Genomic DNA, 22202 nt, shown 5'->3' with positions numbered 1-22202 from the left:
TGGGCGCTTGGCGTCACGCCTTCAAGCAATCAAGGCTAACGCAATCTTCACCCTTTTTGGCGATAGCCAGCGGTGATTTGCGGACCCGTGCCCGTTGCCGACAAGGCAGATGGGCGGGGGCACCGCAGCAAGAAGGACTGTCCATGCCGTTCAATTCCCGCCTGACCCGTATGCTTGCCGGAACGGCCATGTTGAGCCTTGCCCTGACCGGTTGCGGCGGGGTTGGGGCGGGGCCGCAGTTGCCGCCCGCCTCGTTCGTGGCGCTGCAGGAGGGGCCGGGCGAGGAATACGTGATCGGCCCGCTTGACGAGCTGACCATCTTCGTCTGGCGCAATCCTGAACTCGGCGCGAGCGTGCAGGTTCGGCCGGACGGGCGTATCACCACGCCGTTGATCACCGACATGCCGGCCGTCGGCAAGACGCCGTCGATGTTGGCCGAGGACATCAAGCTCCAGCTTTCGCAGTACATCCAGGAACCGATCGTCTCGGTCATCGTCAACAAGTTTGCCGGGACCTTCAGCCAGCAGGTGCGCATTGTCGGTGCCACCGAAAAGCCGGCCTCGATCCCGTTCCGCGCGAACATGACGCTGCTTGATGCGATGATCGCAGTGGGCGGCCTTTCGGAATACGCGGCCGGCAACAAGGCGCGGCTGGTGCGGTTCGACAAGCAGTCGGGCGCGCAGAAGGAATATGCGGTGCGCATCGGCGATCTGCTGCGCAAGGGCGATACCAAGGCCAACGTGCTGCTGATGCCCGGTGACGTGATTATCATCCCGAGAGCACGTTCTGAGCGCGCCCCGATGACCAGCATCTACGAAGAAGTGCGCATAGCGCTCCACGGCATCTGGCATCGCCGCTGGATTGCGCTGGGAGTTGCCTGGGCGGTGTGCCTGCTTGGCTGGCTGGTTGTTGCGATGGTGCCCAACAGCTATGAATCCAAGGCCCGCATCTTCGTACAGATCGATGACGTGCTGGCCGACCAGATCGGCATCGGTGGTGACCGCAAGCGCGATATCGAGCGTGTGCGCCAGACCCTGACCAGCGCGGTCAACCTTGAGAAGGTGGTCCGCGCCACGCGGCTTGGCGACAAGGTCACTACCGACAAGCAGATGCAGTCTGCGGTCGAGAGCCTCGGCAAGCAGGTGACGGTGGTCAGCCAGCAGGACAACCTGTTCGAGATTACCGGCACGGCGGGTGGTGGCGGCCGCAACGACGCGGAGAATGCCAAGCTCGCGCAGGACGTTGTCCAGAAGATGATCGACATCTTCCGCGAGGAGAACCTTGCGGGCGGTCGTGGCGAAATGACCGACACGCTGGCCTTCATGGACCAGCAACTGGCCGACCGTAAGAAGGCGCTGGAAGAAGCCGAGCTCAAGCGCACCGAGTTCGAATCGAAGAACGCCGGCTTCATCCCCGGTGCCGGTTCGCTCACCACCCGGCTTGAAGCGGCGCGCAACCAGATGCGCGATGTCGAATCCAACCTGCTTGCGGCGCAGAGCGCGCTGGCCTCGATCAACGGCCAGCTTTCGGGCACGCCGCAGACCATTGCCATTCCCGGGGTTTCGGGCGGGGCCAAGGGCGCTCTGGCTCAGGCCATGTCGGATCTTGGATCGATGCGCGCGCGGGGGCTGACCGACAGCCACCCCGACGTGATTTCGGCCAAGGCGCAGATCGCCAACCTGCAGAAGGCAGCGGCGGGCGAGGGCGGTGGCGGCGGCGCGCCGAACCCGGCCTACAGCTCGCTGGTATCGATCAAGGCCGACCGCGAGGCCAGCCTCGTCTCCCTCCAATCGCGCCGCGCATCGCTGCAGGCCGAAATCTCGCAACTGACCGCGCAGCAGTACAGCGAGCCGACCGTGGCTGCCGAAGCCGCGCGCATCAACCGCGATTACGATGTGCTCAAGGAGCAGTACGACAAGCTCCTGCGCGACCGTGAACAGCTGCGTCTGCGCGGCCAGGTCGAGACCGAGCGCGATGCTGTGAAGTTCGAGGTGATCGATCCGCCGACGATGCCTCGTGGCCCTGCTGCGCCGGACCGGCCGCTGCTGCTGTTCCTTGTGCTGATCGTCGGCATTGGTGCGGGCTGTGGCGGCGCGTTCGCGCTGGGCCAGCTCAAGTCCGCCTATTCGACCACCGGCCAGCTGGAGCGCGCCACCGGCCTGCCCGTGCTCGGCGCGATTTCCGAAGCGATCACGCGCGATATGCGAGCCCAGCGCGCCAAGCGCCTGAAATACTGGGCGGGCGGCGTGGCGGGCCTGTTCGTCGTCCTCTTCGTCCTGCTCGGCGTCGAGATGCTCAAGCGTGGCATGGTGGCCTGAGGAGAGATGCGATGACCGATCAGAGCAAGATCCCTCTCCCGGCAAGCGGCCCCTCGCTGATCGAGCGCGCCTCGGGGACGTTCGATTTCCGCACGCTGACGCGCCCGGTTGTGCCGGACCTGCCGCCTGCGCCGGTGCCGAAGGTCTTGCCAGTGGCCAAGCCGATGGCCGAGCCTGTCACGCCGGAACCGGTCGTCAGGTCCGAACCACCGGTGCGCCCCTTCACCGGGGAGCGCCACGCGATCGACCGTGCGCATTTGCGCGAACAGTGCCTGATCGAGCCGGAGGGCGGTGTCACTGGCTTGCTCGAGGAATTCCGTATCGTGAAGCGCCAGCTGCTGCGCACCGCTGCGGACGAGCGCGTCGAGCATGGTGAGCGCATTCTTGTTGCTTCGGCTCATCCGGGCGAGGGCAAGACGTTCTGTGCGGTCAACCTCGCCCTGTCGATGGCGGCAGAGAAGGACACCGAAGTCCTGCTGGTCGATGCCGATTTCGCCAAGCCTTCGGTTCTCTCGACTCTCGGCCTGCCGGGCGGGAAGGGCCTGATGGACGCGCTGGCCGATCCGGACATTGCCGTGGAAGACTGCGTGATCGGCACCGACATCGCCGGGCTCTACGTCCTGCCTGCCGGCAATGCGACGGGGTCGGACACCGAGTACCTCGCGTCGGCTCGGACCGAGGATGTGCTGGCCCGGCTTACGGCCCACGCCCCCAACCGCGTGGTCATCTTCGATTCGCCGCCGGTGCTGGCCGCTTCGCCTGCCAGCGTTCTGGCCAACCATGTCGGGCAGACCGTCATGGTGGTGCGGGCCGATATGACCGGCGAGGCCGCGCTGCGCGATGCGGTGAGCCTGCTTTCGGCCTGCGATGACATCAAGCTCCTGCTCAACGGCACCCGGTTCTCGACCACCGGGCGCCGCTTCGGCACTTACTACGGATACAAGGAATGACCCGGATGCGGCTTCCTGTGCGCCTGCTCGCGCTGGCCGGAGCGATGCTCGTGGCTGGCCCGCTTCAGGCGCAGTCGCTCGATTACGAGAGTGTCGATGGCGATGCGCCGTCGGGCAAGGCCGATGCTCCGCGAAAGGGTGGCGGCCTGACCTCGCGCGGGGCCGGGGGCGGCCCCCGCGCCACGATCACACCCTACATCGAAGCGACGCAGAACGTCCTGTGGGAACTCTCGCCCGGCGACGAAGTCCTGACCTACAGCACCATCGCGGCCGGCGTCGACATGACGCTCAACGGTCGCCGCACCCAGGGCGCCGTGTCCGTCCGCTATGAGCGGCGCATCTCGCAGACCGATCGCGTGCGCGATGGCGATACGCTGTCCGGCCTTGCTCGCGTCAAGCATGACCTGATCCCGCGCACCCTCTCGGTCGAAGCTGGCGGGCTTGCCGCCCGTACCCGCGTCGAGGGCAGCGGCGCATCGACGCTCAATCCGATCGCCGCCAACGACGCGGTGAGCCAGGTCTACTCGCTCTACGCCGGACCCGCCGTTTCGACCCATGTCGGCGATGTCGCGCTCTCCGGCTCCTATATCCTCGGCTATACCAAGGTGCAGCAGAAGGACGCGCTGCAGCTGGCGCCAGGGCAGGCACTGACGGACATCTTTGACGATTCCGTGTCGCAGTCCGCGCAAGTCTCGGCAGGCGTAGCACCTGATACCGTGCTGCCGGTCGGTATCACCGCCAGCGGATCGTACTATCAGGAAGACGTCACCAATCTCGACCAGCGCGTGCGCGACATGCGCGCCGGGGTGCAGGTGACATATCCCGTCACCATGGAACTCGCACTGGTCGGGGCGGTCGGTTACGAGGACGTCGAAGTGTCGGCCCGTGACGCAGTGCGCGATGCCAATGGCGATCCGGTAATCGGCAGCAATGGCCGCTACGTCACCGACACGTCGCAAGCGCGCAAGCTGGCTTACGACACTGAAGGTTTTACCTGGGATGCCGGCGTGATGTGGCGGCCGAGCCGCCGCACCGCGCTCTCTGCTTTCGTCGGTCGCCGCTATGACAGCACGACCTACTACGGCAGCTTTTCCTACAACCCGAACGTGCGCAGTTCGCTGACCGTTGCGGTTTACGACAACGTCTCGGGCTTCGGCGGGCAGGTGAACCGTGCACTGCGTGATCTGCCGACCGATTTCCAGGTCAACCGCGATCCGTTCAACGGCCAGATCAGCGGCTGCGCGATCGGTTCCGAATCCGGTGGCTGCGTCAACAACGCGCTGTCCTCGGTCGCGAGTTCGGTGTTCCGCGCGCGCGGCGTGAACGCCACCTATGCCCACCGCATCGGCCGCCTTCAGGCCGGGGTAGGCGCAGGCTACATCCGCCGCAAGTACATCGCGCGTGAGGACTCCGTTCTTGGCGCTGCAAACGGCGTGGTGGACGAAAGCTTCTATGTCGACGCCGGGCTCAACGGCCCGATCGACCGCCGGTCGAGCTTTGGCGTGTCGGCCTATGCCGCGTGGTTCCAATCGGGGGCGTCAAGCCTCGGTGACGTGACCACTGTCGGCGTCAACGCTGCCTACTTCCGCAACCTGACAGACCGCCTCGTGGCGACCGCAGCGGTCGGTTTGGACAGTGTTAACCGTAAAGTGATTGAAGACGAAGTAATCGCATCGGGCCTTGTTGGCCTGCGCTATTCCTTCTGATGCCCGGAGACGGCTTCGATGTACGATGAATTTTATGGACTTACCGGCCGTCCGTTCCAGCTGACGCCCGATCCGCGCTTCTATTTTGAGAGCGGAACGCACCGTAAGGCCTTGTCTTACCTCGGTTATGGCCTCGCCCAGGGGGAAGGCTTCATCGTCATTACCGGCGAGGTCGGCGCGGGCAAATCGACGCTCGCGGCGCACCTCATGGCGACGGTTGACCGCCAGCGACTCACCGCCGCCCAGATCGTAACTTCCGCGCTCGATGGCGAGGAACTGATTCATGTCGCCGCGCGCGCCTTCGGGCTGGAAGTGGCCGGCCATGACAAGGCCACCGCCCTCGCACAGATCGAGGCGTTCCTTCATCACGAAGCCCGCGAGGGCCGTCGCTGCCTGCTGGTGGTCGACGAATCGCAGAACCTTTCGGTCGAAGCGATCGAAGAGCTGCGCATGCTTTCCAACTTCCAGTTGGGCGCGCACCCGCTGCTGCAGATCCTCCTGCTCGGCCAGCCCGAATTCCGCACGCTGATCCAGACCTCGCCCGAGCTCGAGCAACTGCGCCAGCGCGTCATCGCCTCGCATCATCTTGACGCGATGGAGCCGGCCGAAGTCGGCAGCTATGTCGAGCATCGCCTTGCTCTGGTCGGCTGGCAGGGGCGTCCGCAGTTCGATGCGCACGTCTATGCCGATCTTGCCAAGGCCAGCGGTGGCGTGCCCCGCCGGGTCAACCAGATCGTCAACCGTCTGATGCTGATGGGCGCGGTCGAACAGCGCGATCATATCGACGCGGCGATGCTGCAAGCCGTGCTGGCAGACCTTGCCGGCGATGGCGCATTCGGCAAGCCGCAAGTCTCGGTAACACCTGCTCCCTTGGCCGAAGTGCCACAGGTTGAACTTGCCGCTGCTCCTGCTGCCGTTGACGTGCCGGCCATCGACGAAAGTGCGTGGCGCGCGGCTTTGGCCGAGCGTGACGAACAGATTGCCGAATTGCAGCAAGCGATCATCGAACTGGCCGACATGCGCGCCGCGCCGGTCGCGCCACTGCCGGACTTCGATCTCGCCGCGCAGCTTGAAGAAGCCAACCGCCGTATTGCCGCTCTCGAAGCGCGTCCCGGCGATGAAGGCGTTCTGGCGGCGCTTGCCGAAGCGCAGCGCACGATTGCCGCGCTCGAATCGCGCACCAGCGAGCAGGAGCAAGCGATCCGCCATACGCTGACCATGCTGATCGAGTGGATCGAAGCTGAAGACTTCCATCGCGCCGCTGCTTGAGCGTTGCTGCAAGGGGTAGAGCAATGTCGTCCGGGGTGCTGAACGGCCGGGTACTCAACGGACTCTCGGTCGACGTCGAGGACTGGTTCCAGGTCGGCGCGTTCGAAACCGTGATCGATCGCAAGGACTGGGACGGGCTCGCTTGCCGCGTCGAGCGCAATTGCCAGCAGATCCTCGCGCTGTTCGACGAAGCGGGCGTGAAGGGCACATTCTTCACCCTCGGCTGGATTGCCGAGCGCTATCCTGCGATGATGCGCCGGATCGCTGGGGCAGGGCACGAGATCGCCAGCCATGGCTGGGATCACGAGCGGGTCTTCTCGCTGGGCCGCGAAGCTTTTGCAGCCGACATTGAACGGGCGCGCAAGGTTCTGGAAGACACCACCGGGCAGCGCGTCACTGGCTATCGCGCGCCGAGTTTCTCCATCGATGCCCGCACCCCCTGGGCGCATGAAGTGCTGGCAGAGCAGGGCTACGTCTATTCCTCCTCGGTCGCGCCGATCGTGCATGACCACTATGGCTGGCGCGAGGCACCGCGCTTTGCCTTCCGTCCTGTCGCAGGCGCTGACCTGATCGAGATCCCGGTCACGACTGCCGAAGTCGCCGGCCGTCGCATGGCGGCGGGTGGTGGCGGTTTCTTCCGGCTGTTGCCTTATGCCGTTTCCCGGTGGGCGATCCGGCAGGTCAACGAACGCGATTGCCACCCGGCCGTGTTCTATTTCCACCCCTGGGAAATCGATCCGGATCAGCCGCGTCCGCCGGTTGCGCCGCTCAAGTCGAAGCTGCGGCACTATACCAATCTCGACGTCATGGCCGCCAAGTTGGCGCGACTGGTGCGAGAGTTCCGCTGGGGTCGGATGGACGAGGTTGCGGCCAGCGAAGCTGCGCGCATTCCGGAAAGCCGCGCGGCATGAACGCGCCGTTCTTTCCTTCAAGTTCTGTCGTTCGCCTAGGCGATCCCGGTGACAGTGCGGCCATCGCCCGCTTTCTCGCGGACCATCCCGATACCACCGCGTTTCACCGGCCAGAATGGCTGGACGCGGTCGAGCGTGCGACCGGTCACCGCACCCATACCCTGATTTCGGAACAGGACGCTGCGATCCGCGCCGTGCTGCCCATGCATGAAGTCCACTCGCCGTTGTTCGGTCGCGCGCTGGTCTCTACCGGCTTTGGTGTCGGCGGCGGCGTTGTCGGCGAGGGCAGCCCGGCCCTGTTCATCGCCGCGCAGGAACTGGCAGTGCGGCTGAATTGCCCGACGCTGGAGCTTCGCGGGGGCCTTTGCCGGAAGCTGAGGGCTGGCACGTCAAGACTGACAGCCACGCGGGCTTCGTTACCGCACTCGCCTCCGACGATGAAGCGCAACTGCTCGCCATCCCGCGCAAGCAGCGCGCCGAAGTCCGGCGCGGCCTTGGCCACGGCATGGAAGTGCGGACGGGTAACAGCGCCGATGACCGCGCCATGCACTACGCGGTCTACGCGGAGTCTGTGCGCAATCTCGGTACGCCGGTCTTTCCGAAACGCCTGTTCGATGCGGTCATGGAAGCTTTCGCTGACGAGGCCGATATCCTGACCGTGCTTCACGAAGGGCAGCCGCTTGCCTCGGTCTTGAGCCTGTATCATCGCGGCGCAGTCATGCCCTATTGGGGCGGCGGCACTTTCGCGGCGCGGACGATGCGCGCCAATGACGTGATGTACTACGCGCTGATGAACCACGCCCGTGCGCGTGGGTGTGACCGGTTCGATTTCGGCCGCTCGAAGTTTGATACCGGCGCCTATCACTTCAAGCGCAACTGGGGCTTCACGCCAGAACCACTGGCCTATGCGACGTGGACAGCCGACGGGCAGGCCCCGCGTGACGTCAACCCGCTCAGCCCGCGCTACAAGGCCAAGATCGCATTGTGGCAGAAGCTGCCGCTCGGCCTCGCCAACCGCGTAGGCCCGCTGATCGCGAAAGGCCTGGCATGAGCGAGGTCCTGTTCCTCGCCCATCGCATCCCGTTTCCGCCCGATCGCGGTGACAAGATCCGCTCGTGCCATGTCCTGCGACACATTGCTGGCCTCGCACCGGCTCACGTCGCGTGCTTTGCTGATGACGAGGGCGACATCGGGCACGAGCCGGATCTTGCCGCCGTCGCCGCTTCGTATTGCCTCGTCCGGCGGTCGCGCTCGCTGAAGATCGCTGCGCTTGAGGCGCTGGCGTCGGGCAAGCCGGTCAGCCTGACGGCCTTCGCGGACAAGCGCATTTCGGCTTACGTGGCGACAGTTCTTGCCGCCCGCCCGATCTCGGCGATCTACGTTTTTTCCAGCCAGATGGCGCAGTACGTCCCTGCGGACTTTCCGGGCCGCGTCGTGATGGACTTCGTTGACGTCGATTCGGCCAAATTCGAGGCCTACGCGCAGCAGGCACGCTTTCCGCTTGGCCTGCTCTACGCTCGCGAAGCCCGGCTACTGTCCCGCTTCGAAAGCGATGTTGCCCGCCGTGTCAGTGCAAGCCTGCTGGTGACGCCCGAGGAAGCATCGCTGTTCCGCCAGCGTCTTACGCCGGGTGCGAATCCAACCGTCCTCGCGCTGGGCAACGGCATTGATACCGATTTCTTCGATCCCGAAGGGATGCCAAAGGCGCCCGAGCTTGAAGGGCAGGGGCCGCAGCTGACCTTCACCGGCCAGATGGACTACCCGCCCAACGTCGCCGCCGTCGAAATTTTCGCCCGTGAAGTCATGCCGCAGATCCGCGCGGTCTTCCCGCAGGCCCGCTTCAATGTTGTAGGCCGCGCGCCGACCCTCGCCGTTCGCGCCCTTGAAGGCGTTCACGGCACTCGCGTGACCGGTGCAGTCATCGATGTGCGCCCGTGGCTTGCCGGGGCCGATCTCGTCGTTGCACCGCTGACCATCGCGCGCGGGGTACAGAACAAGGTCCTTGAAGCCATGGCCATGGCCCGCCCGGTGCTGGCCACGCCCGAAGCCGCTACCGGAATCCCTGCGCGCGATGGGCAGGAACTGGTCGTCGCCAATGGTGCCGACGCTTTGGCAAAGGCCGCGCTCAGCCTGCTTCACGACAAGGTTCGTGCCGGGACCATCGGCCAGTCCGCCCGCGCTTTCGTCGTGGAGAAGTGTGGCTGGGCAGGGGTCCTCGCCCCGCTCGCTGGATTGCTCGGCCTTGCGGGGCCTGAGGGTTCACGTGTCGCAGCCTGATCTGATCCTGAACGCCCCGCTCCAGCGCAGGTGGGCAAATCTGCCCGCAACGTGGCGGCGCGCGCTCGCTTGCCTTGCCATTGCCTGGGCCGGCAACGTCGCACTCTTCGCTTCCGACTGGCGCGAGATGTTCCTGCAGTGGTGGGACAGCTCGACCTATAATCACGTCCTCCTCATCCCCTTCATACTCGCGTGGCTGATCTCGCTGCGCTGGCGCGAGGTGATGAAGCTTGAGCCCCAAGGCTGGTGGCCCGGTCTGGTCTTCTTCGCAGGGGCGGCGTTCCTGTGGCTGCTCGGGACGTTTGCGGGCCTGTCACTTGCCACGCAGCTCGGCGTCGTCCTGATGGCGCAGGCGAGCGCTGTGGTGCTGCTCGGCCCGAGCGTCTGCGCGGGCCTGCTTTTTCCGATCGCCTACATGCTCTTTCTGGTCCCGGCCGGCGACGAGTTGATCCCATACCTGCAGACGATCACCGCACACATGACAATGGCTCTGCTCGACGCAAGCCAGGTCCCGGCGCACATCGAAGGCGTGTTCATCACCACGCCGGGCGGCTATTTCGAAGTGGCCGAGGCCTGCTCGGGCGTCAAATTCCTCATCGCGATGATCGCCTATGGCGCCTTGGTCGCCAACGTCTGCTTCGCTTCGTGGAGCCGACGCATCGCCTTCATGGCGCTGAGCATCGCCATGCCGATCCTGGCGAACGGGGTGCGGGCCTGGGGCACCATCTTCATCGCCGAACACCGCGGCATCGAATTTGCCGCCGGGTTCGATCATATCTTCTACGGCTGGATCTTCTTCGCGCTGGTCATGGTCATGGTCATGGTCATCGCCTGGCGCTTTTTTGATCGCGCGATCGATGATCGCATGATCGATGCCGAAGCCATCAAGGCCAACCGTCTGCTGAGCGCGCTTTCCCAGTATCGGATCGGGCCGCAGAGAGCGTTGGCGGCGCTTGCTGCTCTGGCGCTGATCTTCACCGGGTGGAGCGCATGGGCCGGTCGGCTTGAGGCGACAATGCCCGCGCGCATAGAGTTTGCCCCGATCCCGGGCTGGCAGCAGATCGATTATTCACCTCAGGCGCCGTGGAAACCGCTGCACACCGGCGCATCGCACGTCCTCCTCGGCCGCTTCCGTGATGGTTCAGGCCATGTCGTAGACATCTCGTTCGCGCTCTACGCAGCGCAGGCAGATGGCCGCGAGGCGGGTGGCTTCGGTCAGGGCGCAATTCCTCTCGACAGCGGTTGGGCGTGGGAAAGGTCCGCCATTCCGATCGCCGGGGGCCATGCCGAGCGCATCCAGGCGGCAGGCCCGGTGCATCGCCTTGCCGAGACCTACTATCGCTCGGGCCCGCTGTTCACCGGCAGCAACACCCGCCTGAAGCTTGGCAACATCGCCGATCGCCTGCTGCTGCGGACCCGCAGCACGGCCGCGCTGATCCTGTCGGCGGAAGACGGAGTTCCCGGCCAGCCACCCGCCGAAGCCTCCCTCCGTGCAGCCATTGCCACGATCGGGCCGCTCGAAGCGTGGATGGACCGCACGGCCACAGGGCGCTAGGTCACGTTCGCATGTGCGGAATAGCCGGAATCATCCATACCGAAGGGCTCAAGCCTGTCGACCCGGAAAGGGTCCGGCGGATGTGCGATGCCATTGCCCACCGCGGGCCTGATGGCGAAGGCGTCTGGACGGCGCCGGGCGTGGGCCTCGGCCATCGCCGCCTGTCCATCATCGACCTCGCCGGATCGCCCCAGCCGATGATCGCCGCTGAAGGCGATGCGGTCATCGTCTTCAATGGCGAAATCTACAACTACCGGGAACTTCGCGCAGATCTGACAGCGCTCGGCGCAAGCTTCCGAACCGATGGCGATACTGAGGTCATCCTCCAGGCGTGGCGGCATTGGGGCGTCGATTGCCTCCCGCGTCTTCATGGCATGTTCGCCTTCGCGCTGCACGACTTGCGCCGGCGCAGCACCTTGCTGGCGCGGGACCGCTTCGGCGTAAAACCTCTGTTCACGGCGCGCCTGGCCGATGGCGCCGTCATCTTCGGTTCGGAACTCAAGGCGCTGCTCGCGCATCCCTCGCTCCGGCGCGAGATCGATCCGCTCGCTGTCGAAGATTACCTTGCCTGGGGCTATGTCCCCGATCACCGCTCGATCCTCAAGGGCGTGCAGAAGTTGGCTGCCGGGCATTACCAGTTGCTTCGAGCCGATGCGCCGCCATCGCCGCCGGTTCAGTGGTGGGACGTGTCCTTTGCCGATCGTGCCACCGGCAGCCAGCAGGATCTCGAAGCCCATCTCCTGCACCATATGCGCGAGGCTGTCACGTCGCGCATGCTCGCCGACGTGCCCTTGGGCGCATTCCTTTCGGGCGGGGTCGACAGTTCGAGCGTCGTGGCGCTGATGGCCGAGGCAAGCACGGCACCGGTCAAGACCTGTTCGATTGGCTTCGATGTCGCCGCGCTCGACGAAACCGCCTATGCCGATCGCATCGCAGCGCATTATCGCACCCAGCATTGGAAGCGCACGGTTTCGCCCGAGGATTTCTCGCTGGTCGATCGGCTAGCGCAAATGTTCGACGAGCCTTTCGCCGATGCTTCGGCGCTGCCGACATTCCGGGTCTGCGAGCTGGCGCGCGAGCATGTGACAGTCGCCCTGTCCGGCGACGGCGCGGACGAGGCTTTTGCCGGTTACCGCAGGCAGACCTTCCAGCACCGCGAGGAACAGGCCAGAAGTCTGTTGCCGGCGGCAGTGCGAAAGCCGGTGTTCGGGACCTTGGGGCGCCTATGGCCGAAGGCCGATTGGGCGCCGCGCCCCTTTCGTGCAAAGACAACGCTGGTTAGCCTCGCCGGCAGCGGCGAAGAAGGTTACGCGCGTGCTCTTGCGGTAACCTCGGCAGACCTGCGAGACACGCTGTATACCCCGGATTTCATGGCACTGCGCGGCGAATACCGCGCCGAACAGCCGTTGATGGAATTGATGCGCAAGGCTCCCGCCCGCTCGGGCCTTGACCGCGCCCAGTATGCCGACCTCAAGTTCTACATGCCCGGCGACATCCTGACCAAGGTCGACCGCACGAGCATGGCGGTCAGTCTGGAAGCGCGCGAACCGCTGCTTGATCACCGGCTTGTAGAATTCGGCGCGCGGCTGCCCGAACGGATGCGCGTGCGGGGCAGTACGGGCAAGTGGCTGATGAAGCAGACCATGCGCCGGTATCTGCCGCAGGATGTCCTGTTCCGCCCGAAGATGGGATTCGTCACGCCGATTGCCCAGTGGCTGCGCGGTCCCCTGGCAGCGGAAGCGCGCGGTCTTGCTGCCAGCGGGTCTCTGGCCGCCACCGGCTGGTTCAACAGCACGCGCATCGACGCGCTTGCCGAAGCCCACATAACGGGCCGTGCCGATCACAGCCGATTGATCTGGCAGCTTCTCATGCTGCGGAAATCGTTGGATCGCCTTGGTTGATCGGCCATTAAGTCTATTTGCTTGGTAAGGTGATCTTCACCATTGCGGACTAATCGGGTGTGGAAACAACGCCCGTGGGTCCATGCTGAAGAAACTGCGCACCCCCCTGTACCTTGCGCTGCTGATTCCGGCGTTGCTGGCGCTTACCGATTTTTTGACGCCAATTGATCACGTGTTCTGGAATGTTCGGCACAAGCTGAACCAACACCAAGCCAACAATTCCACGGTGATCGTGGAGCTTGGGAGTGATAGCGATCACCCGGATTCCGACACGGTCGCGACATCCAGACTTGCGAGGGTTCTGGAGCAGGTTCGTCCCCAGATGCCCTACCGGGTCTATGTCGACGCACCCGTAAAGTACGGCACCGATGCAGCCGGCGATCGGCTGTTGGCTGAAACAATCAGATCATTTGGATCAGGCGTTTCCCTGGTGGCGCGTGGTCAGACGGTTGGGAGTCTCGGCCACCAGTTCACGCTTCGCGATGTGCGCATGCCTCCCAAGGCGCTGGCGGACGTGGCGCCAGTTGTTGTCTCTGTGTGGAACGGCAACTTTATCGATTATGCCGTGTCGTCTCCGTACTCGGTGAATATCGCCGGACGCGAATACCCCACGTTTGCGGCATCCCTTGCAGGGAAATACTCGGGGCTTCAGGACACTTTCGAACCCGATTTTCTGGTCGAGCCGGACACGATCCCGAAAGTCGGCGAAAGGATGCTGCTCAATGGTGCCTACACGCCTGGGTTGCTGACTGGCCGAACGATCGTGGTTACGCAGTCCCAGAACGTCCCGACAATCGGTTATTACGGCAAGGGACGCATTCACCCTCTGGCCGTCGATATCGCCGGGGCATCCGGGCTGGCCAAGCCCATCTCGCTTTCTCTCGGGCAACTTCCGCTGCTGGTCATCGTATGGTTGCTGATCAAAGCGGGATCTCGCGCAAGTTCACGCAAGTCGAAGTTCGCACTGCACGCTCTTGCAGCGCTGGCGCCTTTCGTAGTTGCTCCGGCTCTCCAGCTTATCGGTGTCACTGTCGATACTGGCGCAGCGTTCTTGTCGCTCGTGATCTATGGCTGTGCTCGCGTCTGGCAATTGCGCGTGCGCCGCGTCCAGCATACCAGCACGTCCGGCCTGCCCAACCTTCTGGCGCTTAGCGCGCAGCCTTTCGAAGTCGGACGCGACGTCATCGTCGCTGTCATCGGCCGCTACGAGGAAATTCTCGCAACCTTGCCCCGCGATCTTCATGGAGAATGCGCTCGCCAGATTGCGAGAAGATTGTCAGTCGGCTCGGGCATCGAGACGATCTTCAACGGTGAAGGTGGTCATTTCGCGTGGACCGAGGAAGCGCGTCCACTCGAGATGCAGCTGAATCATCTTGAAGGTTTGCGGGCGCTTTTTTCGGCGCCTCTGCAGATCGGTACCTACACGTTTGACACCAACATTCATTTTGGCCTCGATCGAAATGAAGGGCTGGATGCTCAGACTCGCGTTAATTCGGCCCTCGCGAGCGCGAACGACGCGCTGAGTTCTGGCCGCTCTGTGGAACTGTTCGAAGCGGAACGGCTTGCCGAAGCGAGTTGGGAGCTTTCGCTCCATGCCCGCATCGATGAGGGACTGCGCAACGGCGAAATCTGGCTCGCCTATCAGAGCCAGTGGGACATGCGACTGGGTGGCCCTTGCGGTGCTGAGGCTCTGATTCGATGGAATCACCCCACCCGTGGTCCGATCGCGCCCGATGCGTTCATACTGCAAGCCGAGCGCGCCGGGCGAATTGATGCCCTGACCTACTGGGTGGTGGACGAGGCGATCACGGCTGCACTGGCTTTGAACGCAGCCGGTCGGCCTTTTCAGATGAGCATCAACCTGTCGGCGCAGATGGTGGACAAGCCATCCCTTGTCTCCAACTTTGTCGAAATAGTCCGTCGCCGAAACATCGATGCCAGGCTTTTGACGATCGAAGTGACAGAAACGTCGAGCGTGCGCAATCGTCCGGCCGCAGTTCAGAATCTGTCCCAACTTCGGGCCATGGGCTTCCGCCTCTCGATTGACGATTTCGGGACCGGTGAGGCGAGCCTCGCGTACCTTGCAGACTTGCCGAGCGACGAACTCAAGCTTGATCGGCGCTTCGTTTCGCGCCTGCTGACTCACGATCGCGAACGCAGCATCATCAGCGCAACCATTGGTCTGGCGCATGCTCTTGGCCAAACCGTCGTGGCAGAGGGAATCGAGGATGAAGCGACCTACCGCGCCCTTGTCGATCTTGGGTGTGACGTAGGGCAGGGTTACTTCCTTGGCCGGCCGCAAGCTTTTCCAGAGTTCTATCAGGGGCTTCTCAAAATGGGACAGCGCCGAATTGGTGTCGTTTAGAAGTTGTTAACCATCCAAGTCGGTGTTAACCATGTGTCTCCAATCGTGGATGGAGGCACGAATGTCCGCTGTAAACGCCGTTATCGAAATCCTGCGCTGGCTGTTCCAGTAATGTAATTTCGGCCCTGGTTTTTTTGAAAACAAGGGGTTAAACGAAAAGGCGCTGCCCGCTTTCTAAGCGGCAGCGCCTGTTTCATTTTAGCGACCGCGAAGTCTGAACCGATTCGTGGTTAACAGCCTGCGCGTCAATGGTTGACGCTGCCGACCCGTCAGTCTTCGCCGTGGCCTAGCGCCAGATAGTCCTGGCTCTGCATTTCGATCAGGCGGCTGACCGTGCGATCGAACATGAACCGGCCTTCGTCGTCGCCCTTTCCGCCCCAGTCGTAAAGCTCCGCCGGTTCGGCGTCGGCCGTGGCGATCAGCTTTACCTTATGCTCGTAAAGCGCGTCGATGAACGTGATGAAGCGCGCTGTCTCGTTGCGCAGTTCCGGGCCGAGACGCGGTATCGCAACAACGATCACGGTGTGGAAGTTGCGGGCGATTGTCAGATAATCCGCCGCTCCACGCGCTTCGCTGCACAATTTCTTGAAACTGAACACACCGACGCCCTTCAGGCTCTTCGGTACGTGCAGTTTGCGGCCGCCGCCGACGTCGAGGTCGCAAGACGGGACATGCTCGCTGTCCTCGGGCGGATAGTCCGTCAGCCGGAAGAATGCTTCGCGGACCTTTGCTGTCGATTCCGGACCCACCGGCACGTGCCAGGTGCCGACGCCCTTCATGCGTTCGAGCCGGTAGTCCGTAGGCCCGTTCAGGGTCAGCACGTCGAGCTTGCTCCCGATCAGTGCAATGAACGGCAGGAAGTGTTCGCGGTTGAGACCGTTCTTGTAGAGATCCTGCGGCGCGCGGTTGGAGGTGGTGACAACTGTTACACCGCCCTCGACCATCAGCGCGGTAAACAGGCGGCTCATGATCATGGCGTCGGCGCTGTTGTTGACGACCATCTCGTCGAAGCACAGCACGCGCGTTTCCGCGGCGATTGCCGCGGCCACGGGCAGGATCGGATCGCCGCCTTCCTTCTTGCGCTCCTCGCGCAGGCGGGCGTGGACGTCGAGCATGAACTCGTGAAAGTGCGCACGGCGCTTGGCAGGCAGGTTCAGGTTGTCGTGAAACAGATCCATTAGCATGGACTTGCCACGGCCGACGCCGCCCCACATGTATACCCGCGCGGCGGCGGAGCGGGCTTTGCACCGAAGAGCTTGCCGAACAGGCTGGGCGCGGGCGGCGGCGTTTCCAATTCCTGCTGCAGCGCGTCTAGCCGAGCCGCAGCGGCGGCCTGCTCAGGGTCGGGCCGCAGTTCACCCGCGGCAACCAGCTCGCGGTAGCGCTGGAGAACGGAGGTCATCGCTTGGTCGGCTTGCGGATCGTGCCGTTGTAGGCGGCGATGGTGTCCTGGCCCTGGACGACGAGACCGCGCAAGAACACCAGGCGCCCGGTTTCGCGCAGCACTTCCGTTACCGCATCGAGAGGCTCGCCGATTCGGCCTGCGCCAATGAATTGGCTGGACAGGTCGAGAGTGACAGAGCCTGCAGCGTCGCCAGACAGGAGCGTGCGCATGGCGGCGAAGAGTGCGATGTCCATGAGAGCGAGCGTGACGCCGCCGTGGACGGCATCGAGCAGGTTGGAGTGCCGGCGCTCCGGGAACATGCGCAGACGGGCGCGGCGGATGCCGTCGGCGCCTTCCTCGATCCGCGTCAGCATCCGGCCCATCGTCTGGGCGTTGAAGCGGGTCTCGTCGGTCAGGTTCCAGGTGAACCAGCCGGGGTGATCCTCGGCCGGTTCGTAACGGAAAGCTTGCGCACTCACCGGATCAGACGAGACGCTCGGCCTGCATCTTCTTGATTTCGGCGATCGCGCGCGCGGGCGAGAGACCCTTCGGGCAGACGTTCGCGCAGTTCATGATGGTGTGGCAGCGATAGAGACGGAAGGGATCTTCCAGCTCATCCAGACGCTCACCCGTCATCTCGTCGCGGCTGTCGGCCAGCCAGCGATAAGCCTGAAGCAGGATGGCGGGGCCGAGGAACTTGTCGGAGTTCCACCAGTAGCTCGGGCACGAGGTGCTGCAGCAGGCGCAGAGGATGCACTCGTAAAGACCGTCGAGCTTTTCACGCTGTTCCGGCGACTGCAGGCGCTCCTTGCCCGAAGGCGTGGGCGACACAGTCTGCAGCCACGGACGGATCGAAGCGTACTGCGCATAGAAGTGGGTGAAATCGGGGACGAGGTCCTTGATCACTTCCATGTGCGGCAGCGGGGTGATGCGGATTTCGCCCGAGAGGTCCTCGATCGCGGTGGTGCAGGCAAGGCCGTTGCGACCGTTCATGTTCATCGCGCAAGAACCGCAGATGCCTTCGCGGCAGGAACGGCGGAAGGTGAGGGTGGGGTCCTGTTCACCCTTCATCTTGATCAGCGCATCGAGCACCATCGGACCGCACTGGTCGAGATCGATGTCGAACGTGTCGTAACGCGGGTTTTCGCCGCTGTCGGGATCGTAACGATAGACCTTGAACTTGCGGATCTTGCCGTTGGTGGCCGACGCATGGTGGCGGGCCTTGCCGGTGATCGTGGAGTTCTTCGGGAGCGAGAAGGTCGCCATCGTTCTGTCCTGTGTTGCGTGCTTTGCGGCTTGCTGAGTCGTCCTTAGCGATTGCAGCGCGGGGGGCAAGAGGCTCTGAACTGCCCGTTGGTAGAGGTGCGGCGCTTCATGGATGTGATGAGGGGTTTACGGGGTTTACACTGTTCAGGGAAATTCGGTGTGGGCCGGTCCCGGGCGGTTTCGGGGGATTCCTGACGCGGCGTTCAGGTTTTGTTCGCATATGTGAAGTGGAGTTTGGGGTGGTCCCCCCCGTCAGTCGCTGGGGCGACTGCCCCCCCCATTTGTCCTTCGGAAAAATGGGGGGATCCTTGCGAGAGGTTTCGGGCCGGAAGGCAGGCGAAGAGGGTTGGGCGCTCATTTCGCCACCATGCCATTTCGCCGTCGTGTAGGACAGCAAAGAGGGTCGGCTGTCTCCATTTGCAAAGACGCCGACCAGTTGTTCGAGGAATGTCCTTGTCGGATTGCAAGGCTCTCCACTATGAAATAGAATGTGCATCCTAATTTCTGGGAGTGGGTCGTGGAATCGCGCAGAACGTTGATAAAGCTTGCCGCAGCAGGTGTCTTGGGATCAATTGCAGGCTTGCCCGGGTCTCGCGCCAGCGCTTCCGCCAAGTCCGCGGGGGCATGTTCCGCTGGCAAATCCAAGCCTGCAGCCCCACCCGTGTGGCGAACTGGTATCGAAGGCCAGCGCATCGCGGACCTTGGTGACGGGCGCTATCTGAACCCGATCCTTTCAGGTGACTATGCCGATCCGTCCGTGCTCAAGGACGGCGACGACTATTACATGACGCACTCCTCGTTCGATTCTGCGCCCGGGCTGCTGATCTGGCATTCGCGCGATCTGGTGAACTGGCGTCCGGTCGGCCCGGCTCTGGCCAAGCCACTGGGGACGGTATTCGCGGTCGACATCGCGAAGCATGACGGGCGCTATTTCATCTACATCCCTTTCATGAAAGCGCCATGGTCGCCCGATCTCCCAAGTTTCGCAAACACTTACGTGATTCATGCGCCTTCGATGGCCGGCCCTTGGAGCGATCCGATCGACCTCAAGGTTGGCGGACTGATCGACCCGGGCCACGTCGTCGGCGAGGACGGCCACCGCTACCTATTCTTCAACGATGGCAAGCGCGTTCGCCTCACCGCCGATGGCCTTGCCACGGCCGGCCCGGTCGAGACCGTCTACGAGGCCTGGCGATATCCCGATGACTGGATCACCGAGGCGTGGTCTCCTGAAGGCCCGAAGCTGTTCCGCAAGGGCGGCTATTTCTATCTGGTCAACGCGGTCGGCGGCACCAGCGGCCCGGCCACCGGTCACATGATCGTCGCGGCGCGGTCGCGTTCGATCAACGGACCGTGGGAGAATTGCCCGCACAATCCGATCCAGCGCACGCTTTCGAAGGATGAAATGTGGTGGTCACGCGGGCACGCCACGTGCGTCGAAGGGCCGAGCGGCAAGTGGTACATGATCTACCACGGCTATGAGAACGGCTATCACACGCTCGGCCGCCAGACCCTGCTCGAACCGATCGAATGGACTGCCGACGGATGGTTCCGCGCGACGGGCGGGGACCTTTCGAAGCCGCTGCCCAAGCCTGCGGCTGCGGCAGAAGTGCATGGGATGCCGCATTCCGACGCCTTCGAGAACGACCGTTTCGGCACGCTGTGGAGCCTTTACGGTAGCACGCCTGCCGAGAAAGCCCGCATCGCCGTTGCCGATCGCACACTTTCGCTGAAGGCCAAGGGCACCGGTCCGTCGAACGGCGTGGTCGTCACCCAGCAGGTCGGTGACCGCGCCTACGAGGTGACCGTGGATGTCGAACTTCAAGGCCAGGTCACCGGCGGCCTTCTGCTGTTCTTTGACGACCGGCTTTACCTCGGCATGGGCATCGATGGCACGCGGATGACCAGCTATCGCGGTGGCAAGGCGTCCTATTGGCCGGAGCCTGCACCACCGGCCCGCCGCATGTTCATGCGCATCACCAACCGCGATCAGGTGGTGACTTTCTACTATAGCCTCGATGGCAAGAACTGGACCCGCCACGGGGTACGCTCGGAAGTTACCGGTTATAACGCCAACACTGTCGACAACCTGCTGAGCCTGCGGCCTGCGCTTTTCGGTTCGGGCGATGGCCGAGTCCTGTTCCGCAATTTCCAATACCGCGCGTTGGAGTGACGGACGTGCCAGCCTGTTGCGAGTTACGGGCTGGCGCGCCCTAGCTGTGCAGGAAATCTTCCGTCTAACAGACGTCGCATGATCCTGCGATAGGCGCAGGATTAGCGGGACGCGACGTGCGGGTGTGTGGTCTTGCGGGTGCCCCTCCAACACCTGCGGTGGTCCCCTCCCCGGGGCGTGGAGGAATTGAAGCGGGGTTGCCCCTCTACCATCTTCGATGGTCCCTCTTCCTCCCGGCCTCCGCGGGGACAGGCGCACCGGGAGGAATTGGGTCAGCGCAGTTTGGTGGCGGCGCCCCATTCCATCCACGCCGCCCATCTGGGCATGCCGGGCATGTACTGGTGGCCAGGGTGTTCGAGCTGGAAGCCAGCGCCGAGGACCGGGGCGGTGACGGCGCGGGCGAGGTGGCAGCCGCCCATCAGGGGTTTCCAGACAGGCTCGACCCGGCGCTGCCATTTCGCCACGTCGGCATCGGGGCTGAGGCCGTGTTCGAGGAACAGCAGGGTGCCGCCGGGCTTAAGGATGCGGCGCAGTTCGGACAGGACCTTGGCCGGATCATCGACCGAACAGAGCGTGTAAGTGCAGACGGCGGTGTCGAAGGTCTCGTCACCGAAGGGAATGTCCTCGCCCACGCCTTCGCGGATGTCGGCCTGCCAGCCCTTGCGGGCGGCGGCTTCGCGCGCATAGTCGAGCAGTTTGCCTGACGGGTCGATTCCGGCAAATCCGGTGACGCGGGCGGGATCATAGAACTGCTGGTTGAGTCCGCCACCGCAGCCGATCTCGAACACCCGGCCCTGCGCGCGGGGCACGACGCCGGCGCGAAGCTCCATGATGTTCGGCGAAGCACAGGCACACTTGATCATGCGCGGAACGACGTGCGCGTCCCAAACGGCTTTCAGTCCCATCCCGTTTCCCCGTCTGTTATCCGAGCAGACTGGCAAAGAGAGCGGCGCGGCGCAATTGGCCGCGCCCGGGGGTTTCACTTTGTGGTGCAGCCTTCCGTGCTGAGTCCCATGGCCCAGAGGATACCCTGATCGAGCAGTTGCAGGCTTTCGGGCTGGCTGTAGTTTTCGGGCCGGTGGCCGATGGCGGTGTAGAAACTGCGGCCACGGCCCAGGCAGCGGGTCCACGCGATGGGATGGTCACCCATGGCCATCTTGCGACCGAAGCCTTCGCCCGGGTTGTAGGTGCTTTCGTCGAGCGAGGCGAGGACGCGGGTGCGTGGCAGGGCACGCACGCTGCGATCGAAGGAATACCATTCCTCGGTCATGCGCCATTCGGCGGGCAGGGCATGGGCTGCCGGGTGGGCACGGTCTTCCATGACGACGCGGGCCTGCTGGAACTGCGGGGCCATGGGATGGCCGATGAAGCGCGCGCCGATCAGGGTATCGGCATACCAGTCCCAGAAGAACTGGGGATCGCCGCCCGAACCGTGGATGCCGGCGTAGCCGCCGCCGTTTTCGATATAGCGGCGGAAGGCAGCGCGCTGAGGCAAGGTCAAGGCATCGCCGCTGACGTTGTTCCACACCACGGCATCGAAGCGGGCAAGGTCGCCTGCGTTGAACACGCCGCCGCGGTCGGTGAAGACGATGCCCCAGCCATGGCGTGCGGCAATGCCCTTGAGCGCGGCCTCGGCAGCGTTGACCGAGGGAGAATCGCGAAAACCGGTGATCTTGCCGAAGACGAGGATGGCCGGGCGAGGCAGGTCTGCGGGGATGGCGGGACGGTCATGATCGTAGGTACGGCAGCGGGCGGCGACGTCGGCCGTGGTCAGCCGCACTTTGGCAAGGTCCTTGTCGAGGCGGGCGGCAAGCGCGGTATCGCCTTTGCCGATCATGCTCAGGACCGATCGCGGCGTGACGATACGTTCGAAGCCGGGGGCAGGGCGTTGCCGTTGAAGGGGTGCATCATGGCGTCGGACAGGCCGGGGGAAGCCGCCTCGACGACGGCCTTCGCTGCCGGGACGACCAGGACGTCACCCAAAGGGGACTGCGTCGACAATGGCTGCCGCCCCAGCGGGCAATCCAGCACCGGCGCGGCATGGGCCGTCGCGCTCAAGCCCAGTCCAAGGGCCAATCCGACAGCTGCCGCCGTGTGCAGGAATCCTTTGCGCATGTCCGTCTCCCG

At 64.0% G+C, this 22202-nt stretch carries 15 protein-coding genes and 3 pseudogenes; 12 read left to right on the top strand and 6 right to left on the bottom strand.

All coding sequences use genetic code 11. The features are described 5' to 3' along the window. Positions 1 to 143: 143 nt before the first annotated feature. The 11 genes and pseudogenes from C7W88_RS14665 to C7W88_RS14615 all read left to right on the top strand — a co-directional run. A pseudogene (locus C7W88_RS14665) lies at positions 144 to 788 on the top strand (XrtA/PEP-CTERM system exopolysaccharide export protein); the annotation flags it as partial. Positions 789 to 800: 12 nt separating this feature from the next. Beyond that, a complete protein-coding gene (locus C7W88_RS14660) occupies positions 801 to 2318 on the top strand; it encodes an XrtA system polysaccharide chain length determinant (RefSeq protein ID WP_118074797.1) in 1518 nt (505 codons plus the stop codon). An 11-nt stretch (positions 2319 to 2329) separates the two neighbouring features. Continuing rightward, on the top strand, positions 2330 to 3268 hold the full coding sequence (locus C7W88_RS14655) for an AAA family ATPase (RefSeq protein ID WP_118074099.1): 939 nt from the start codon (positions 2330 to 2332) through the stop codon (positions 3266 to 3268). Between the two features lie 5 nt (positions 3269 to 3273). Continuing rightward, positions 3274 to 4974, top strand: coding sequence for a preprotein translocase subunit YajC (locus C7W88_RS14650; RefSeq protein ID WP_240344692.1), 1701 nt, complete (start codon positions 3274 to 3276; stop codon positions 4972 to 4974). A gap of 18 nt (positions 4975 to 4992) precedes the next feature. After that, complete coding sequence (locus tag C7W88_RS14645) at positions 4993 to 6243, top strand: XrtA/PEP-CTERM system-associated ATPase (protein ID WP_118074097.1); 1251 nt, start codon at positions 4993 to 4995, stop codon at positions 6241 to 6243. Between the two features lie 23 nt (positions 6244 to 6266). After that, positions 6267 to 7154, top strand: a complete 888-nt coding sequence (locus tag C7W88_RS14640; RefSeq protein WP_118074096.1) for an XrtA system polysaccharide deacetylase — start codon at positions 6267 to 6269, stop codon at positions 7152 to 7154. Next, positions 7151 to 8205 (top strand): annotated as a pseudogene (locus C7W88_RS14635) (FemAB family XrtA/PEP-CTERM system-associated protein). Before C7W88_RS14640 ends, C7W88_RS14635 begins: the two are co-directional and overlap by 4 nt. Continuing rightward, positions 8202 to 9431 (top strand): TIGR03087 family PEP-CTERM/XrtA system glycosyltransferase, encoded by a 1230-nt coding sequence (locus C7W88_RS14630; RefSeq protein ID WP_118074095.1) that lies wholly within the window; start codon positions 8202 to 8204, stop codon positions 9429 to 9431. The pseudogene C7W88_RS14635 and the gene C7W88_RS14630 overlap by 4 nt, the downstream one beginning before the upstream one ends. Further along, the gene (gene xrtA / locus C7W88_RS14625) at positions 9418 to 10986 is read left to right on the top strand and encodes an exosortase A (RefSeq protein WP_205525193.1); all 1569 of its coding nucleotides are present in this window, start codon (positions 9418 to 9420) and stop codon (positions 10984 to 10986) included. The genes C7W88_RS14630 and xrtA overlap by 14 nt, the downstream gene beginning before the upstream one ends. An 11-nt stretch (positions 10987 to 10997) precedes the next feature. Then, positions 10998 to 12887, top strand: a complete 1890-nt coding sequence (locus C7W88_RS14620) for an XrtA/PEP-CTERM system amidotransferase (protein ID WP_118074094.1) — start codon at positions 10998 to 11000, stop codon at positions 12885 to 12887. Positions 12888 to 12969: 82 nt separating this feature from the next. Next, positions 12970 to 15252: an EAL domain-containing protein gene (locus tag C7W88_RS14615; protein WP_240344691.1), complete on the top strand. Its 2283-nt coding sequence runs from the start codon at positions 12970 to 12972 to the stop codon at positions 15250 to 15252. Between the two features lie 269 nt (positions 15253 to 15521). On the opposite strand, the pseudogene zapE reads toward C7W88_RS14615, so the two are convergent. The 3 genes and pseudogenes from zapE to C7W88_RS14600 form a co-directional block, all read right to left on the bottom strand. Then, positions 15522 to 16654: pseudogene (gene zapE, locus C7W88_RS14610) on the bottom strand (cell division protein ZapE). Further along, on the bottom strand, positions 16651 to 17115 hold the full coding sequence (locus C7W88_RS14605) for a PaaI family thioesterase (protein WP_118074093.1): 465 nt from the start codon (positions 17113 to 17115) through the stop codon (positions 16651 to 16653). Before C7W88_RS14605 ends, zapE begins: the two are co-directional and overlap by 4 nt. A 4-nt stretch (positions 17116 to 17119) precedes the next feature. Further along, entirely contained in the window at positions 17120 to 17902 is a 783-nt protein-coding gene (locus C7W88_RS14600) for a succinate dehydrogenase iron-sulfur subunit (RefSeq protein WP_118074092.1), read from the bottom strand. 517 nt (positions 17903 to 18419) lie between these two features. Between C7W88_RS14600 and C7W88_RS14595 the strand changes: the two genes are divergently transcribed. Beyond that, a complete protein-coding gene (locus C7W88_RS14595) occupies positions 18420 to 20075 on the top strand; it encodes a family 43 glycosylhydrolase (protein WP_118074091.1) in 1656 nt (551 codons plus the stop codon). Positions 20076 to 20347: 272 nt separating this feature from the next. Here C7W88_RS14595 and C7W88_RS14590 read toward each other — a convergent pair whose 3' ends face one another. From C7W88_RS14590 to C7W88_RS23785, 3 genes are all read right to left on the bottom strand, one after another. After that, positions 20348 to 20980 (bottom strand): class I SAM-dependent methyltransferase, encoded by a 633-nt coding sequence (locus tag C7W88_RS14590; RefSeq protein WP_118074090.1) that lies wholly within the window; start codon positions 20978 to 20980, stop codon positions 20348 to 20350. Between the two features lie 74 nt (positions 20981 to 21054). Then, the gene (locus C7W88_RS14585; RefSeq protein ID WP_240344690.1) at positions 21055 to 21912 is read right to left on the bottom strand and encodes a ThuA domain-containing protein; all 858 of its coding nucleotides are present in this window, start codon (positions 21910 to 21912) and stop codon (positions 21055 to 21057) included. Positions 21913 to 21914: 2 nt separating this feature from the next. Continuing rightward, a complete protein-coding gene (locus C7W88_RS23785; RefSeq protein ID WP_240344687.1) occupies positions 21915 to 22190 on the bottom strand; it encodes a hypothetical protein in 276 nt (91 codons plus the stop codon). Positions 22191 to 22202: the final 12 nt, after the last annotated feature.

Source organism: Novosphingobium sp. THN1, assembly GCF_003454795.1.
Lineage (GTDB): Bacteria > Pseudomonadota > Alphaproteobacteria > Sphingomonadales > Sphingomonadaceae > Novosphingobium.
Note: the sequence above shows the minus strand (reverse complement) of the source record. Positions and strands in the feature narration are given on the sequence as shown.

Bases quoted from the DNA above. Each gene is read 5' to 3' on its own strand.
- C7W88_RS14645 (WP_118074097.1), top strand. From the start codon at position 4,993: ATGTACGATGAATTTTATGGACTTACCGGCCGTCCGTTCCAGCTGACG.
- C7W88_RS23785 (WP_240344687.1), bottom strand. From the start codon at position 22,190: ATGCGCAAAGGATTCCTGCACACGGCGGCAGCTGTCGGATTGGCCCTT.
- C7W88_RS14620 (WP_118074094.1), top strand. From the start codon at position 10,998: ATGTGCGGAATAGCCGGAATCATCCATACCGAAGGGCTCAAGCCTGTC.
- C7W88_RS14600 (WP_118074092.1), bottom strand. From the start codon at position 17,902: ATGGCGACCTTCTCGCTCCCGAAGAACTCCACGATCACCGGCAAGGCC.
- C7W88_RS14630 (WP_118074095.1), top strand. From the start codon at position 8,202: ATGAGCGAGGTCCTGTTCCTCGCCCATCGCATCCCGTTTCCGCCCGAT.
- C7W88_RS14655 (WP_118074099.1), top strand. From the start codon at position 2,330: ATGACCGATCAGAGCAAGATCCCTCTCCCGGCAAGCGGCCCCTCGCTG.
- C7W88_RS14615 (WP_240344691.1), top strand. From the start codon at position 12,970: ATGCTGAAGAAACTGCGCACCCCCCTGTACCTTGCGCTGCTGATTCCG.
- C7W88_RS14660 (WP_118074797.1), top strand. From the start codon at position 801: ATGACCAGCATCTACGAAGAAGTGCGCATAGCGCTCCACGGCATCTGG.
- C7W88_RS14585 (WP_240344690.1), bottom strand. From the start codon at position 21,912: ATGATCGGCAAAGGCGATACCGCGCTTGCCGCCCGCCTCGACAAGGAC.
- C7W88_RS14650 (WP_240344692.1), top strand. From the start codon at position 3,274: ATGCGGCTTCCTGTGCGCCTGCTCGCGCTGGCCGGAGCGATGCTCGTG.
- C7W88_RS14590 (WP_118074090.1), bottom strand. From the start codon at position 20,980: ATGGGACTGAAAGCCGTTTGGGACGCGCACGTCGTTCCGCGCATGATC.
- C7W88_RS14640 (WP_118074096.1), top strand. From the start codon at position 6,267: ATGTCGTCCGGGGTGCTGAACGGCCGGGTACTCAACGGACTCTCGGTC.